Source organism: Mycobacterium sp. E2733 (assembly GCF_001667585.1).
Lineage (GTDB): Bacteria > Actinomycetota > Actinomycetes > Mycobacteriales > Mycobacteriaceae > Mycobacterium.
Genome location: NZ_LZJZ01000068.1, coordinates 16,298 through 33,038 on the forward strand (window position 1 = coordinate 16,298; position 16,741 = coordinate 33,038).

At 63.4% G+C, this 16,741-nt stretch carries 9 protein-coding genes; 4 read left to right on the forward strand and 5 right to left on the reverse strand.

The window, feature by feature from the left end:
* Window positions 1-685 precede the first annotated feature (685 nt).
* Both A5678_RS12375 and A5678_RS12380 read left to right on the forward strand, forming a co-directional pair.
* Window positions 686-2,179 carry an ATP-binding protein gene (locus A5678_RS12375; RefSeq protein WP_068042667.1) on the forward strand — a complete coding sequence of 498 codons (1,494 nt, stop codon included), beginning with the start codon at window positions 686-688 and terminating at the stop codon, window positions 2,177-2,179.
* The gene (locus tag A5678_RS12380; RefSeq protein WP_068042669.1) at window positions 2,176-4,155 is read left to right on the forward strand and encodes a Druantia anti-phage system protein DruA; all 1,980 of its coding nucleotides are present in this window, start codon (window positions 2,176-2,178) and stop codon (window positions 4,153-4,155) included. The genes A5678_RS12375 and A5678_RS12380 overlap by 4 nt, the downstream gene beginning before the upstream one ends.
* Here the strand turns inward: A5678_RS12380 and A5678_RS12385 are convergent.
* Genes A5678_RS12385 through A5678_RS27080 form a run of 4 tightly spaced genes read right to left on the reverse strand, consistent with a single transcriptional unit; the run spans window position 4,152 to window position 11,639 of the window.
* A complete protein-coding gene (locus tag A5678_RS12385; RefSeq protein WP_068042671.1) occupies window positions 4,152-5,408 on the reverse strand; it encodes a PD-(D/E)XK nuclease family protein in 1,257 nt (418 codons plus the stop codon). The genes A5678_RS12380 and A5678_RS12385 overlap by 4 nt on opposite strands.
* Entirely contained in the window at window positions 5,396-6,994 is a 1,599-nt protein-coding gene (locus A5678_RS27535) for a DUF1998 domain-containing protein (RefSeq protein WP_197502123.1), read from the reverse strand. Before A5678_RS27535 ends, A5678_RS12385 begins: the two co-directional genes overlap by 13 nt.
* Complete coding sequence (locus tag A5678_RS12390) at window positions 6,991-10,980, reverse strand: DEAD/DEAH box helicase (protein ID WP_197502124.1); 3,990 nt, start codon at window positions 10,978-10,980, stop codon at window positions 6,991-6,993. Before A5678_RS12390 ends, A5678_RS27535 begins: the two co-directional genes overlap by 4 nt.
* Entirely contained in the window at window positions 10,977-11,639 is a 663-nt protein-coding gene (locus A5678_RS27080) for a hypothetical protein (RefSeq protein ID WP_156746880.1), read from the reverse strand. The genes A5678_RS12390 and A5678_RS27080 overlap by 4 nt, the downstream gene beginning before the upstream one ends.
* On the opposite strand from A5678_RS27080, the gene A5678_RS27085 reads away from it, so the two are divergent.
* A complete protein-coding gene (locus tag A5678_RS27085; RefSeq protein ID WP_156746881.1) occupies window positions 11,640-11,957 on the forward strand; it encodes a hypothetical protein in 318 nt (105 codons plus the stop codon).
* Between the two features lie 110 nt (window positions 11,958-12,067).
* Here A5678_RS27085 and A5678_RS12400 read toward each other — a convergent pair whose 3' ends face one another.
* The gene (locus tag A5678_RS12400; RefSeq protein WP_068042676.1) at window positions 12,068-14,935 is read right to left on the reverse strand and encodes a hypothetical protein; all 2,868 of its coding nucleotides are present in this window, start codon (window positions 14,933-14,935) and stop codon (window positions 12,068-12,070) included.
* Window positions 14,936-15,502: 567 nt separating this feature from the next.
* Here A5678_RS12400 and A5678_RS12410 point away from each other — a divergent pair.
* Window positions 15,503-16,678 (forward strand): helix-turn-helix domain-containing protein, encoded by a 1,176-nt coding sequence (locus A5678_RS12410; RefSeq protein WP_197502125.1) that lies wholly within the window; start codon window positions 15,503-15,505, stop codon window positions 16,676-16,678.
* The last annotated feature ends 63 nt before the right edge of the window (window positions 16,679-16,741 follow it).

A 16,741-nucleotide genomic window follows, 5' to 3' on the forward strand; every position in this document is an offset into this window, starting at 1 on the left:
AAGAGGCCGCGTTGTTACCGTACCGTTATCATTCTGTGATCTAACGCTGTCGGACCTTCGCCCCTAGCGGCCCTTCCCCGCCCGCACGCGGCAACATGGCTACGGGCCAGCCGGGGTGTCGGGCGGTGTGCGGCTACGCCGCGTCGGGGTTGACATCAGGCTCGAGGTTCGGCAGGTTCACCGCACCGCGCGGCAGGTCTGCGCGGGCGTTCGACCACCATGGTTTTACAGGTCTTGGCGGCGATCTGGCCGGCCAGGACTTCGTGTGCAGTGCAGCAGCGGAAAACCTGATCAGCGGCGCACGGTCGACTGGGAGCAGGCGGGGCGACCAACGCAGGCCATGCGAGAAATACGTTCCCCACGGCCATCCGGCGCTCAGCGAAGCACCAACACTGCACGAACCGAAGGGTCCACGTTAGACCTCAACCCCTGAGCCTTAGCCATCGTTCTTCCGCGACGACGCCTCCCCATCCTCATCGGAGGAACCCGGCTTTTCCGCTCAGAGTTACAACTTCCGAAAAAGCAGACTGTGATCGTCGACTGCGTACCCGGCAGGGTTCCGCAGGGAGGACCTGCCCACGTCGCGATCTGGCACGCAAACTGCACCATTCGACCGCAGACGTCCGAACGATAATTACCGTGGCGCTGCTTCCCCGGGAGGCGTTCGCCGAGCTACCGTAGACCGGTGCAATCACGCAGCAAGGCAACCGCGAAAAAACTCCACCAATCAGGCACTTTGAACGACCTCGTGGTGGCAACCAACTTCATCCGTGCGGTCCGGGAATCGGGCTACGTCAGCCTGTCAACGGCCCTTGCGGAATTGATTGACAATTCCCTCCAGGCGAATGCGACGACGATCGACATCTCGATCGCCCGGCCAACACCAGCCGACTCGCCCGAGATCACAGTGATCGACAACGGCGATGGGATGAACCGCCGCGAACTGGAGGCCTGTCTGCAGTTTGGCGGGACCCCGCGCTTCGATGATCGTCAGTCATTCGGCCGCTTCGGAATGGGGTTGCCCGCCGCGTCACTCAGCCAGGCGCGCCACATCGAGGTTGTGGCTTGGCAGGGCGCCGCCACCGCACTGGAGGTGAATCTGGACGTCGACGACATAGTCGCCGGGGCGCCCGTACACCTTCGGGCCAAGCGAAGCACACATGTCGGCAGCGGCCCGAGCGGGTGCGCAGTCATCTGGCGGCAGTGCGACCGGATCGAGTATCAGCGACTCGCGTGGCTCGAACGCGCCCTCCATCGAGACCTTGGCCGTGTATACCGTCGGTTTCTCGGGACAGGCCTCAAGCTGTCAATCAACGGGTCACGCGTCAAGGCTCGGGACCCGCTCCTGCTCCAGATTCCCGTTGAAGGTCACACCGCTTCGCTGGCCTTTGAGCCCCAGCGCTACGAACTCGCGACCGCGGCGGGCGGCACGTCCTTCGTCGAAGTGCGCTTCAGCGCGCTGCCCGTCCACGCGTGGCATCACCTGGACAACCTGTCGAAGCGTCGGGCGGACATTGTCGGCGGAGGCGGTGTGTCGATCCTGCGCGCAGGCCGCGAGATCGCGTTTGGCTGGCACCTCATGGGCGGCAAACGGAGGGAAAATTATGACGACTGGTGGCGTTGCGAAATCAAGTTTGAGCCCGCGTTGGACGAACATTTCGGTATCACGATCAACAAGCAGGGCATCCGACCATCGACCCAACTCAAGGAAGCGCTGGAGCCTGAGTTGGAGGCGGTAGCGCGGCTGCTCAATTCCCGCGTCCGAGAAGCGTTCGAGGAGGTCAAGTTCCTCGCGGCCACAGGCAATTCCTGCCGCATAGCCGAAGCGGCAGACCCTCATCTGCCGCTCATCGCTCGGAGGGGACGCAAGAAGGCGACCGGTGCGCTCGCCTATCGGTTGACATCGGGCGTGCTGCCGTCCGGCACCATGTTGGACGCGAAGTTAGACGAGCGAACGCTCGAGGTGACGCTTAACGTCGACCATCCGGCGTTCGCGGCACTCTACGAACCGCTCCAGTCGTTGGCGGGTGAGTCGGGTGAAAGCCCATTGCGGACGGCCATCGAGTTGCTCATATTGTCGTACGCCCGCACTACCGTGTTCCTTGGTCACGCCGATCTGTTGACCGATGTGCTCACGACGTGGAGCGCCACCTACGCGAGGATGCTTCAAAAGACATGACTGAGCCGAAGTTTCTCCCCCTGACCCTGCCTCCGGGCTCGACACGTCGCGAGCGCCGGGGATTCAAGCAACTGTGCACACTGCTGTCCTATGGGCCACCGGAAGGCGTCGAGGACCTCAATCACGGGTGGTGGATCAAGGCCGCCGGCCTTGGCGATCTGTACGAGCAGCCGCGATTGGCGGCCGCCGCGCACACCGCGATCGATCTCGTTGATCAAGGATGGACGGTCGACCTCGACAAGTTCGGCGCCCTGTTCGCACCGCCCCCACTCGGCGCCGACCGCGAGACGGAAAAGGCCCGAGTTCGCCGTCAAGAACACCTGCGGCGCGATGAGCAACTCCGCAAACCAAGCGTGCAACATTTCGTCAAACGGATGGAACGCGCCCATGTGCACAACGGACGGTTCGTGTCGGTGTTCGACCTGATGCGCGACGGTCGCGAGTTGGCCGACGCGCTCGCGGGTGCGCAGCGCATGACAGGCGTCATCGAGCCGTACGTTCAGATCGTCGACGACGGCACCTGTGACCGCACCGGCTTCCGGCTCCAGGACATCTGGCGGTATTTCCGCCACACATGGTCGAACGCCTACTCGACGGTTCCGGGGCGTTCGATGCCGATTCTCGTCAGGGATGCGGCGACCGAATTTCACACGATCATCGGGATCGCGGCGATCTCAAGTCCGGTTGTCCAGATTGCCGAACGCGACCTTTGGATCGGCTGGGAGACAGACCAATTCATCGCGGTAACAGCAGAGCATCCAACTGCCGCCGTCGCCAAATGGTTCGCGTCGCGCATCAAATCCCAACTCGAAGAGATTTACACCGCCGATCTGTTGCGTGATGGCATCATCGAGCCATCTGACATCCGGCATCCGAGTCCCGAAGTCATCGCCCGACTGCGGGCAGACGCCGAGCGGCATCGCCGTCGCCACCATCGCAATAGCGTTGTGCGGCAGGTGAAGAACCTCGAACTTGACGCTTGGGTTGAGCGGGCGGAGACCGACCTCTTCAGAAGCAAGCGCTCCACCGCGCTGGCAGATGTGCTGGAAGGGGTTCAAGCCCTTGAGGCCTACCTCAAACCAAAGCCAACGAGGGCAGGCCTCGCCAAAGCGCTGGCCAACCCGCGCGCGAAAGCTCAGTTACGAAAGATCGTCAGGCGCGCTCGCGGCGAGCGGGTCGGGACTGTGATCGCCGATCTAACGGTATGCGGGGCTGTCGCTCCGTACAACGCCCTTGCGGCGGGCAAGATTGTCGGCGCGCTTGCGGTGTCACCGACCGTCCTGCAGGCATACCGACAGAAGTACGCGCGCCCAAGCGAGATCGCATCGGCCATGGCCGGCCGCGCCATCTTGCGCGAGACCCGACTCGCGTTCGTCGGTACCACATCCCTGTACGGCACCGGATCCAGCCAATACAACCGCCTCTTCTGGCCTGAGACGGTCATGGGCGGTCCGAGCGATCAACGGATGGGTTTCTACGAACTTGGCCGCTCCCGATCCTTCGGTACTTCTCATTTCACTGATGCGACCGTCGAGGCGCTCGTACGGTTGTCCTCGCTGACCGGAAATCCCATCCGCGTCAACAGCTTGTTCGGTGAGGGAGTCAGCCCGCGCCTGCGAAAGGTGCGCATCGGCTTGTCCACGCTGGGATGGCCGACGAATGAACTGCTCAAGCACGGGCGCGAACGCATCGTGTACGGTGTGCCGCTGGTTCGGAATCTCCGCGACTACTCGCTCGGTATCGACGCCGAGCCGGACTACCTGCTCGACCCTGAGCTTCCCGGCTCAGATGCGCGTGTCGCTGAGTGGTGGTTTGAGCGCTGGTGCCAACGCCGAGCGCAGCAGGAACACGTGATTGCGTCGATGCGCAGCCACCGGACCGTTCGGCCTATCAGACATGGTGCGCGAGTCCCGCTGCCTGCCGATGAAATGACCCTGGCGTTGACGTACGACGACGCGGACGCCGCCGGCGGTTAGTCGCCAACGTTAGTCACGACGAAGACCTCCGAACTGGCTGTCATGACTGCGGTCGTTGCAGGCACCTCAGGATCAGCATCGCGACGCAAGCCCAAAAGCCTTACGCGAGAGCCTATTTCAAGCGGCTTCGACGTCGGCTGGGTGCGAAGAAGGAGTTCCCTCTGGCCCGAAGCAGTGTCTAGCATCCATAGGCTCCGTACACCGTTTGGTGGGCCAACGATGCCCTCGTAGTCAAACCAGTCGCCGTCTTTAACTGTGGACGGATCAGGCGCGATCGAAGCCCAGTACGCGTCACACAAGCTCCGCACGTGGCACATCCCGCACAGATCGACCGACGGATGCGCCGGTGGCGAGTCAGTATCAAAGAGGGCGTCAGCCGCGGCGATCCTTAGCCTGACTGCTTCCTCTAAGTCCCGTAGTTCAACCGCGGTCGGTGCGGCCATCGTCACGTCGTGGCTCGGGTAGGCCGCTGTCAGCTCAGTCGCCGGCACGCCGGTCGGATTGACGACGCGGTCGCGCTCCCAGAGAAGCGCATACAGTCGAAGCTGCTCGAAGTGACCCGGATCTTCGGCGCCCGTTTTGTAGTCGACGATCTTGGCGTGCCCATAGTCCACAACAAGCAAATCGACACGTCCCATTAGCCGCAGGTTTTCATCCGCCAGAATGACTTCGGCATGTGCTCCCGCCCCGACGGGACGACGGCCAAACGCAGGCGGTTCCTGCCCAGCAGGACCTTCGGCGGGTACAGCACCATCGGTCGGTTTCGCCGAGAACTTGGCGCGGCTGAGGTACTCCTGCACTTGACCCCGGGCGTCAGCGACGCGGTCACCAAGCTCACGCCTCAAGCGGCGGCAACGCTCGGCGTCAACGCGCGGACTGGCCTTGACGAGGTCGAGCCGCGTCGTGACGGCCTGCTCGATGAGCGCAGTAAAGCCGCCAAGCGACTTGAATACCTCGATCGCGCCTGGCGCCCTTGATGTTTCGCAGCCAGCCTCGACGAGCGCCTTGACAACCGTTTCGAGCACTCCATGGACCGCATCGCCCATGATCGCCGGCGCGATCGGAAGCGGCGGGTAGCCATGGCCGCTCCACAGATCTGGATACGACGCTCGCGACAGCATGTACTGCCTCGGGCACGACTCGATTTCCTTCAGCGATGAGTAACTCCAAAACAGCGGACGCGGCGGCAAGATCGCGTCGGATGCCTCGACGGCAGTGACAAACCTGCGCTCCGACGGGGTCAGCTCAGCCACTGCAGGACCTGCCGGCTCGCGATCGGAAGGTTCCGACTGATCACCATGTCATCGATGAGATGGACAGGCACGGAGCCGTATTCCTTGGCATCGTTGAGTTCCTGTGTTGGCGCTACGTTCTGGGTCAGCGGTCCCTGGACGGCGAATATCCACTGCTGATCGGCGCGCGTAGCCAGGATCGGTGCTACAACGTCACCGATTCCGTCAATGCGCACAAGGCCATTGCGTTCGAACGTGACGTCATCGACGGACCGGCTATAAAGATCCGCATAGAGGCGGTTCGCAGACTGCTCCAGACGTACCTGGTCCAGTACGGGTGGCGTGCCGTACAGGAGGTATCGCAGCAGGCTCCTACCGATCCGGCGATCAAGAAGGCCGTGCTCGAAGCGATTACGGAAGCTGCGGAGGCAGCGGTAACAGGACTCGTCGCAGTCCGCCGGGCAGTCTTCCAGACGTTTGAGGGTGTCTTCGAAGATCGAAATGCCGAATGTGCTGACCCGCTGGGTGAATCCGGCACCACCGGGCAATGTGTCATACAGGTAGATCTCGGCCTCAAGGCCCTCACTCACGCGATGGCTCAGCGCCGGTCGAAACTCTGCTTGGATTTCGGTGGCTTCGATCTCCAGTCGATCGGTGGCCGCGATCGTTAATGCCTCGGCAATGGTGCGCAGTGCCACTTGCGTCGGCAACAGCTCGGGGCGCAGCGTCAGCGGCGGTTCGACTGTGAGACGCACCAGCAGCACGTCCGAGATGAAGTCGGTGCCAAGCACTAAGCCTCGGGTAGAGCGGTTGCCAGCACAATCCGGATCTTTATGGGGATATGGCTTCTTGTGGGTCCCGCCGACTATCCCGGTAGCCGTCGCCGTCGGTTCGATCAGCCCACATAGCGTGCAGTAGCTGTATCCCTCGCCGCGCGGCCCGGTATTCGTAACGAGCAGGGTGTCACGTCGGTACGTCTGCTCCAAACCGTCACTCAGGCGCGTCCACTCACTTGCGTTGGCCGGACCCTCGGCGACGAGCTTGGCCCGCGTGGCATAGCTCCGCGCCGGTGCGTCGTCGGGGCTGGTACCGGGGTCCTTAGTGAGCGGGTGAGCGAAGCCCGGCGGGCGCATCCAGTTCATCGCCTTACCGAACCGGCCCTCAGCGCCGCATGCAGGGCAGTCGATTTCGTCACCGCGCTCAGCCTGGTCATAGGGCACATGCTTGGCGTAGTGGCAGACCTGGCATTCGAAGTAGAGCCATTTATCGCGCCAAGCCTGCGCACGTTCTTCGCCGAAGGGGGAGAAGATCGCACCCGACGTCCACTCCTTGCCGTCGATCCACACGACCTTGCCGGGCGCGTACTGAGTCAGCGCGATGGGCAAGCCTTGACTCGGCGCGTAGCGGTATTCCCAGTGATACGGCCCGGAGACATCCCGATCGAACACGTGGAAGCCGACGACATCTGTTGGAAATGCGTAGCGCGGGAGGACGCCCTTGTACAGGAGCCGGTCGAGCAAGTTCTCCTGACTGCGTTGCACGCTCGGCGCGTCGGCGCCGTCCTCGGCGGGCTGATCCGACGGTACGGCATCGATGTCATTGGTCATGCCGATGCACCCCCGGCTGCGCTACCAGCGGGCTCAACACCCGCCGTCACTGCGGGCCCAACGTCCAGTGCGTGGTCAATATCCTCCAACGTCCGCACGACGATGCCGTCGAGCAACGCCTCGCGGCGCCCCGGATCGAGTTCGCTCGGCAGCCACGCATCAACGTCGGCCCGCAACGTTGCCTCGTTATCTCTGAGCCACTGCCCGAAATCGTTTCGGTTGAGCGGTGATGTCGTACCCAGAAATTCGTCCACCGTCCCAAGCACCTCGAACAGCTGTCGCTGCTCATCTGGCGGGATCGTTGGCAATCGATCTTGGTGGTACCGCTGCAGCAGATAGGCGATGACGTGGCGGCGTGCGATCTCGGGGTTGTTCATCGTCAGCACCGGATCGTCGACCGGACCCCGGATCATCTGGTCGGGTTCGCGGAAGTAGTGATCGTCGTGCGTGTCGGCGCTACCAAACGCCACGACCGTCGCCACCGCGTTGCCTCGACGGCCGGCGCGTCCAGCTCGCTGCTGGTAGTTCGCGCGCGACGGCGGCATGTTCCGGAGAGCGACACCTGACAGATTGCCGATGTCGATACCAACTTCCATCGTGGTCGTGCATGACAGGACATCGATTGCCGACTTCTGCGTCTCAACAGGTCCCGGTAGCGCGATGTTTACGTCTTGGAACAGCAGCTCGTACTCCTCCGCCTTCGAAAACACGGCGCTGGACTGGGCCGCGTTAAGTTGCGCGGTGTGTTCGGCGGCGATGATGCTCATGGGCGGTTCGGGCGGGTTCGCCAGGGCTCTGACCGAACTGGCCCGGTAGTAACCTTTGCGCGCCTTGAACACCGGGTCAGTGTTCGGGTCAAGGACGCGCACATTGTCGGTGTGGCAGCTCACGCATCGGTCGGTACCCGGATAGGGGCGTTGCGTGAATCGGCAACGCTCGCAGTAACCCCATTGACCTCCGAGTTCCAGTGCCACCTTGCCAGCCTGGAGCCGGAACTTGTTGCCGACCGGCTCGCAGAACGTCTGCAACAAGCTGGGCAGCCAGTTCTTCCGGAAGGCGGTCTTGACCGGAGTCGTTCCCAGCCACCGATCGATCGCGGCGAACTTCCCGGCGTGCGGTTTGACTCCGCCCTTGGTGTTCATCCAATCGCTGTCCATGCCAGGGAACCAGATGCCGCGTGTGGGGATCGTCCATTGGGCGAGCCACAGGCGGACAAGCGCCAGTTTGGTGTCGCTGCCGGTGGCCACGCCAGGTATATCCGGCAGGTTCGCGAGGAGCCCATCCCGCACGCTGGCGCGCTCGCGAATCGACGCGAGGCCGAGTGGTACGAGCCCGTAGTACCGATCGGTCAGCGTGTCGTAGATGGCCCTGAGCAGCGACTGCGGCGGGCTGGCGCTCAGCATCAGGAGATCCTCACGAGCATCGACATTGCCCTCCAGCGCGCCGCGATCAATCGCATCGCCGACTTCCTTGAGCACGTGCATCGACTCGCCGGGCTTCAGCTCGGGGCGCAGCCGTACCTTCAATCGCTTCGCGCCAATCATCACCGCGAGGAAGAGCCGATCGAGACTCATGTTCCGAGCGACGTTCGGCAACGCATCCAGCTCAGTCCAACCACGAAGAATCAGCGGCCGGATGACGTCGCGCAGGGCGTAGTTCTGCAAGTTCGGGGCAAGCCGCGCGGCCACTTGCCGCGAGTCCGAGAACGCGAGCACCTTGCGGCCGCGCAAGGGCGCGAAGTCCGAGTACGCCTGGGCCCCCGGCGGCTGCACCTCAATCTGCCGCGTCACCAACGCTTGGAACGGTTGGTCACCCTTCGTCTGATGGTCCTGGACTGACGAACGGCCGAAACCGGCCAGTCGACCGCAGACGCCGCACGGCTTAAACTCACCGTTCGCTTCCGCCTCGTCGTCATCATTATCGTCGTCACCCCGCACGACCTCGCCGCTGCGCCGCCTGGGAAGAAAGACGCCCCGCATCCGCAGGCCATCGGGGTAGGGGTTTAGCCGTCCGGTGACGAGGTCCAAGTCGGCCGCCTCTACCTCACCCGTGGCTGGTGTTTCCAGAAGTAGATCCAGCGGGAAGAGTTCCGGAATCGACCCCGATACGGATTGAAAGGCGCCCCCCGGCTCGTGCCACAAGTAGGTCGGCTCCACGACGTCGTCGGTGTAGGCGCGGGCGTACGCCGACCCGCAGTGACGACACGTGTACAACTCGAAGACACGCGCGCCACACGCGCATGTCGCTTGTGGCTGTGCGTAGAGCTTGCCGACTGGACCCTGGTCGGGATGTCGTTCGCGGTCGACCGCCGTGCATTCGGGGTCAAGGCACGCCCAGAGGCCTGGCAGCCCGCGGAAGAAGGCGTGCACCCGGCACGGAAGCAGCCCCGCGTCCTCCGTTGAGCGGCGGGCAGCGCTGCCGAGCGCGATCAGAGCCGACGCAGCCCGGTCCCGTAGCTCGGCCTCCACCGTCGGGAATAGCGTGGCCCCCAACTCGCCGACCGGTTGTGCCCGCTGCATGGTTTCGTTGACCAGCAGGCCCATCGGTTCGAAGGACTCAAGCGCTTCGTACAGGAGTTCGCCGACCGTCTTCCCGGAGTCGATCGTGACTCCCCGATAGGTGAGCAACCCGCTGACGGCGGCCTTGCGCGCCTCGTCGGTTTGGGCCTCGTAGTAGTCAGAAAGTGGTAGGGCGCTGAGTGTCTCAGCATCTTCAGCGCTTCCCGGTCCTGCTGTCTCACGAAGAGCCAGGTGCCCCTGAACGGTACGGAAATCGGATTCGGACTTTCCGGATAGCTGCGCGGCGAATTGGCGTGCGTAGTGCGGACTGTCGAAGCTCGCGCTGGTGCAGATGATTTGCAGTCGATCGGGGTCAATGCCCAACCGTGACCGGAGTCGCCGCAAGAGGAGTGCGACCTCCGCCCCCGATGCACCTCGGTACAGGTGTGCCTCATCGATGACCAAGAGGAACCGCTCGTCCGGATTGTCGTGGAGCCACTTTCGGGTCGCATCGAAGACTGGACGTTCGAGCGGCCGCATCATCATGTACTCGAGCATCGAGTAGTTGGTGATCAACACGTCCGGTGGCGCCTGCAACACCTCATAACGGGTCAGCAATTCGGGATCGTCTGGCTGGGTCACCGCCCGGATGAACTCGCCCGCGGGGTTCTTCCAGCGACTACCTTTCGCGCCGAACCATCCCTTGAGATCGGGCTTCGCCGGCCACTTACCCTTCGCTTCGAGCGTCTCCTTCAACGCGACCGCCGCGTCGTGCCACGGTGAGGATGGGTCGTTGGCTTGGTCGATGAGCGAGATGTAAAAGTCCTCGATCGACTCCAAGCGATACTGGTCCTTCTTCACCGTGCGGACGCCGGGATATAGTGTCCGGCTCGTGTAGCGGGCAAATCGCGCGGGCCGGCCGACCAAGCTGGTGAATAGATCGGTCACGCGCGGGTCCCCGAGCAGCAGCCGAAGACGGCCGAGCTGGTCGTTCACGAGGGCGTTCATCGGGTAGAGGATCAGTGCGCGCACCGCGGGCTCGGCGAAGGAGTCTGCCCGGTTCGCTGCTTCCACCACAAGCTTCGCCAGCATCGGCAATAGGAAGGACTCGGTTTTGCCTGAACCTGTACCGGTCGTGATAGCCAAGCTCATGCCGTCGCGCACGGCCAGCTCAAGCGCTTCGGCTTGATGGGTATAGGGCGGATCGAACAAAATCCGCGGTAGCGGATCGGCTGGCTTCGCCAAACTGCCGAAGAGCGTGTGCACGGCCGGATCGAGGTCGAGGTCGGCGAACCGCTCGTCGGTCTGGTAGCGCGGCGTGCTCTCAAAGAAAGGCGCCCGGAACAGCACGCCCTCCTCCTCGAGGACAACGCGGCGTTGGTCAATTAGCGTCGGGTGCCCGATGTGGTAGGTGGCTTCGATGTAGTCGCGCAACGCGGCCTGAATCTTGGTGATCGTCTCGGAAATCGTTGGCGTCTCCGCAGTCACGCACTGCCTCCCTCTTCCATCGCCTGCATCCACAGCATTTCACCCAAATACCTCCGAAGGTCCTCGCATGCGGTAGACGAGGCTCGGAAGGAAAACAGCGCACCCGTGGAACGATCGGCGGGAACCGCGACAAGTTGCAGCCGCCGCTCCGCCCACCCGGGCAGTGGCGAGAAGAAGTCAACGATCCCATCAGAATTGGGCCCATCCGTCGGTCGCATCCGGTACAGCTGGGGCGTCCCGCGAACTGCGTCGATCGCGGCCTGGAGCCGCCATGCCTCGTCTCGGCCGGGTACATCCGGGTTATCGACTGGAAAGTCGAAGAGTCGCTGCGGCACGCCATTACTAACACGGAGCGCGCACCACAGGTCGGCGCCATAGGCTTGCGGGCGTCGCGCAACAAACTCACCGCTGTCGGTGGGTTGGAGGGGGCGCCGCCTACCCCTGTAGTACGTCACGGGCTTTCCAGGATCGATGACGAGGAACTGGGCCGCGTCGCCAGCTGGGACCGCAGTGGAAAGGCGGACCTGGACTTGCTCGATCAGATCGGTGGCCGTCAGCTTTGCCGGCTGCCCGACCCATTTCTCCGGTTCGATCCGGTGTAGACCGAACGTGCGCAGCACACTCGTGGCAGTCGCCGGATCGACCTCGATCGATCGCACGTGTCCCTCGTAGGTCACATCGGCCAAGTCGCCGGGGATGAGCGGCGCGCCAAAGGGGCGAACGCCCGCAATCAGGTACCGCCCGGGTTCTTTCTCGACATACGTTGGCGGGCCCAGATAGACGAGCCTGATCGTCCGAATCTCACCCTGGCGCAGTTCTACGAGGTCACCAGCCGCAACGAGGAGGTCAAGGAGGTCTACGACCTCTTCGCGCCGCAGTTCGGGCTCCGGGCGCACAGGCCGAAGCACTTCAAGTACAGCGTCGACGATGTGCCGCGGTGGGCAGGGGCAGAGGAACGAGGCCGCCCGCCGAAGTGAAGCGGCGATGCCCTCGGTGGAGAAGAGGCCAACGCCTGTCTCCGTGAGACCAAGTGTGCTGAGAGCAAGTGCTTCACACTCGGCGGCGGTCGCGATTGACAGGGCCACGGTCAGAATCCCTTCGCTGCTTCGTCTGCGTCCATGAACGTCCGCGATCCGAGCACTGCGAGCCGAGCGGCGCGGAGCAACCACGTCGACTCCATGGCGACAGCCAGTATCTTGTCGCGCTCGGCGGGATCCCAGTCCAGGATGAGACCGAGGCGGCCGGCAAGTAGAAGCAGAAATCTAGGCGCCGTCGCCATTCCGGCGAGTCCGCGACGCTCGAGCGCCGGAGTGATTACCTCCGTAAAACCGGCCAAGAGCGCGCCTGGCGACGACCACTCCCAAAGGTGGTGCGCGATCTTCCCGGCGAGCGTCTGCTTGCGCGTGCCGACCCCGACTGCCTTCTGCAGGTCACCGATATGATGAATGGGATCGTCGGCATCGATCAGCCGGCGCTCAACCGCACTCCAGTATGTCCCACAGATTAGCGAGACGCTTGTGTGCGTAATGGCTTCCAGGACGCGCGCCTGCAGGTTCTGCGCGAACGGGTCGGCAGGAAGTTCCGCCTCATCCCACATGCGGTAGCCCTCGGCCAGGCGAACGATCTCCTGCGGGCTTCTTCGGCTGGTATGCACGCGTGGGCGAAAGAGACCGGCGCGCCTAACCTCGTTGGGCTGCGTCGGCATCACGATCGATTGCTTGGCGCCGCCATCAGCCGTGGCGCGCAGCAATCCGCCGAGCGGCGGCACGGAGATGATGGCGTCCCGATCGTGCGGAACAGACCGTAGCGGGTCATCGACCGTGAACAGCTCAACCCGTGTGCTGGTGCCATCTGTTCGGTCGACGAGAAAGGCATGAAACCCGTTTCCGTGCTGCCGGGTGACCCTCCAGCGGAGCGGACTGTATCCCCGATCGCAGACCAATGCTGCAAAGCCGATGCCCGCACGCGAGATCGCGATCTCGACCGACTCTGCGTCGTCGTAGACGGCTTGGAATCTCTGCTGGCCGCGGATCTGCTTGGCGATCTCGGGCCAAACGTCATCTCCCACCGGGAGTTCTACCGAGCGCTGAATTTGCGCGAGTTGCGATCCGTTCTCCGAGCGGAGTGATACGCGCAGGTCGGCCATGGTGGTTGGCGGTCCCTCGATCGACAGCGAGGCACGGCCGTCCCACAGATCGGCCAGGGTTGGTCGCGCGGGCGATGCGAGAAGCCGCACGGCCTCGGCGGCGGTCGCACCCTCGGGCCGCACTTGCGGATCGCGGATGGTGATGAACAGCGTCTCGGCCGCCGCCGGGCTCTCGTCGGTTACAAACAATCGGACGCCGAGCTCGTGCGTGCCAACCGCGAGATCGTCGAATTGCAGGAATAGCTCACGCTGACCGGATAGCCAGTCGACCGTATACGGCATGCCCCCGAGTGTGAGTTCCAGGCGCCTAGCATCGATGTCCGAGATAATCGCGATCGCCGCACGTTCACCGGCCAGCCATTCGATGCCACCCTCGCCGTCCCACGCGCTCGCAACGACGCCGACCGGCTGAACGGCAAGGTCGGTGACGACTGAAATGCCGATAGCCACCAATGCCGACTGTTCGGCATCGCTGAGTTGGTCCGGTACGCGCAGGACGAAGGAGCGCATGCCGCTGATGTCGACCGCAGTTTCCTCCGCCCACGGGATATCGGGCATCGGCGCGGATTGCCCCAGGATCATGTTGTAGGTCTGACCAGGCCGCACGACGCGCCCCTTGACCTCATCGGCGAGGCCCCGCATCCGTTGGCGGAAGAGCCAGACTGGCCCACCGCGCACCACACACTGATCTGCCAGAAGGCGATTCACTTGCGCCGGTGCGCCAACCAGTTGCACGAACGGCGCTTCCGCTCGTGGCCATCGCGCGAGACGTACCGATTGCCCCGGGAACAGAAGCCTGCCCCTAGCCAGCGGCGGACCCTCGACACCGTCGATAATGGCACGTCGTCCCCGCAGTTCTTCAATGACTTCAGGGAGTCGCGCGCCAATCGGGGTGAGGTCGGGCAGAGCGGCGTATAGCTGCCATTGACCGTCGTCGCGCCGCAGCTGCAACTTGGGATCGGTCGGCTGGGGTGGCGATACACGACCTGCGGCTGGCGATGGCGCGGTTGACGTTGCCTTCGCAGGTGCCCGAAACCCTTTCGCGCGGACGCGGCTGGCCGCCTGGCGGGCCGACGTCAGCCAACGCCGCGACTCACTCTCCCGAGACAAGCTCTCCACCAGGCGCTGCTGGGTCGACGGCAGAAGATACGGGGACTCGTCCCCCTCGCCAAGCAGTGCTGCAGCGACGGAACCAAGAAGGGCGGTGTTTTCGCAGAATATCCGGAACCGCTCGGTGAATGCGCTGGTCCGCGATGCCAGCCGCGCTCCGAGAGCCTCTGGGTCGTTCAACAGGTCGCTCGTCAGCGCACTGCGGAAGTCGAACAGCAGTTGGGCTAGGTTGCGCTGCAGGTAGATCGGCAGGACAGCATGCGTGATCGGCCACGCGATGATCGAGAAATGGCGCGCGAACGCGCCCCTCGGCCGGACACCCCCGTACTTGTCGGCGAACTCGATGAATTTGTAGCCGATCCAGTCGCGATCACCGACCTCATCCCATCGCGGCGTTTCATCTTCAAAGGTCTGCCAGTACTCACCGCCGACGTATCGGTAGCCCAACTCTGCTGCGTAGACCACGAACGGCAGCCACCACTTTTTGTACTTGATCGGAAAACCCTGGGCCACGGCTGCACGAACGGCGTCGTGGAGCTTGTCTAGATCGATGGCGTCGAGCCCATGCTCCAGGGCGAACACCGGTATGTCCGTTCCCAAGGGTCGCCGCGCCTCCGCGAGTGCGCGGAAATGGGTGTCGAGATGCTGGTGCAGTTGCTCCAGAACTGTGTTAATTCCCACCGGTACGACCTGCTCCATGCTCGACACCCCCTTTCGTTCGCACGGCTTCATCAACGTCACAGGCGTTAGCTAACAGTCTTATGCAAGGCACCGACAGGTTGCAGGTGGATGAGGTTCATCAATGGCACCGCTGCCTTATCGACGCCGCTGGAGCTCAACGTCTCGATCACGCTCTCCGGCCGGTGGGCAACTTGTGCGCGCGGTTCTCGCTGCTCGTCACGTGCCAGCCCTTGCACTCTGAACACCAGTACGCCCGTCGCTCCTGACGTGACGACCAGACCCCGATCGCCCCGGCATGATGACGAGCGGCGACCGCCCGATGCACGGCACGTGTGGCCTCGCGCTTGTCGCGGAACCGGACTTTTCCGCTAACCCCGCATCGCTGCAGGTGCACGCGGCGCCCGCTCATGAGAGGTCGACCTTGGCAGTGATCGGGGTGGGCTTGTTACCCATGGCAGCTCCTTTCGACTTCGGCTCTATCCCGGTACCGGTATAACTTCGACTCGACAGCTCTACCGATGACGGTAGCAGACGCGCGGTATAGCTGCAAGCATCTCTCTATCCCCAATGCGGTATAGTCCTATCGTGGCTGATGAGCGGAACAAGTCCAAGAAGTCCGATCGCCGGGACACCCGGGACACGGAGCGCCCGCACCGACGATTCGGCGAGGCGGTGGTGAGCGCCCGCATGAATCTCCATATGCGCCGTCCCGAGGTCGCTGAGGCGGCCGGCATTAGCTACCCGATGCTGGCCAACATCGAGTCCGGGCGGCGCCGGGCAAGTGACGACATCATCGACCGACTCGCACCAGTGCTTGACCTCCGCGCCGACCGGATGCGTGAAGTTCGGGATGCGCTCGAAGTCGATAGCACCCGATTTCCAACCGGCACCGGCCTTGGCTCGTACCTCGCCGGCCTACGCGACGAGCTCGTGGACTTGAAGATCGGCGACACGCTGATGGAGCTGAAAACCTTCGACCCAGATGCTGCAGAGACCAGCAAGTGGGAGTCCTGGATCTCGAACGTGCTTGTCAAGCTGCAGAACGCCGAGGCGTGGGTATTGGCCGCAAATCCGAGCGAGGCAGGGCCCGCGTCGCCACGCATGCAGGTGACGTCGGCCATCATCCGAGATCTGGGAAGCCTTGACGACACCGATCTTGTAAAGGTGCGCGGCTACGTTGACGGCCTGCGAGAAGCGCGCGACCGCGCGGCGACAGCTGTGAGTCCCGCGACTGCAGTGCCCCTGATCCGCGTTCCCGATGAACCGTTCGGGCCGCTGTACAAGTGGCCGGTCCCGGAATGGATCAAGGTGACTCCCGACCTCATGTCACCGCGCGTGGACCTGCAGCGGCGTATTCGCCAATACCGGCGTGAAGCCGAGTCATCGGGCAGGTGGGGCGGTACGTTCGGCCGCGAATTGACGAATCTCATGCAACAGGCCCTTACCGAGATCGGCGCAACTGACGAATCCTGGCCCGACAACGACGAGATCCGAATGGCTGCGTTCGTCGGAGTCCGTCTCGCTCCGCACCTCGCCACCGGCGAGCGAGGGATGCTCGAGCCTGGAGTCTGGCTTCAACTCGCCGGACTGCAGGCGTTTCCGAAGGAGAACGCGCATCGGGCTGCAACCCTTAACTGGGTGCTTCGGATGTCGATCGTCGCATCATTGCTCTGGCTCGACACGGATTTACAGGTTGACTTCTTGAGTTCGTGCATTGACCTCCACGCGCCGGACCTGCTCTTGATTGAGGATCAGTCGTAGCGTTCGCATAGGCCTTGCGCAGGGACGTCCACCAGGGCGATGGGTGTTTTCGATACGACCACC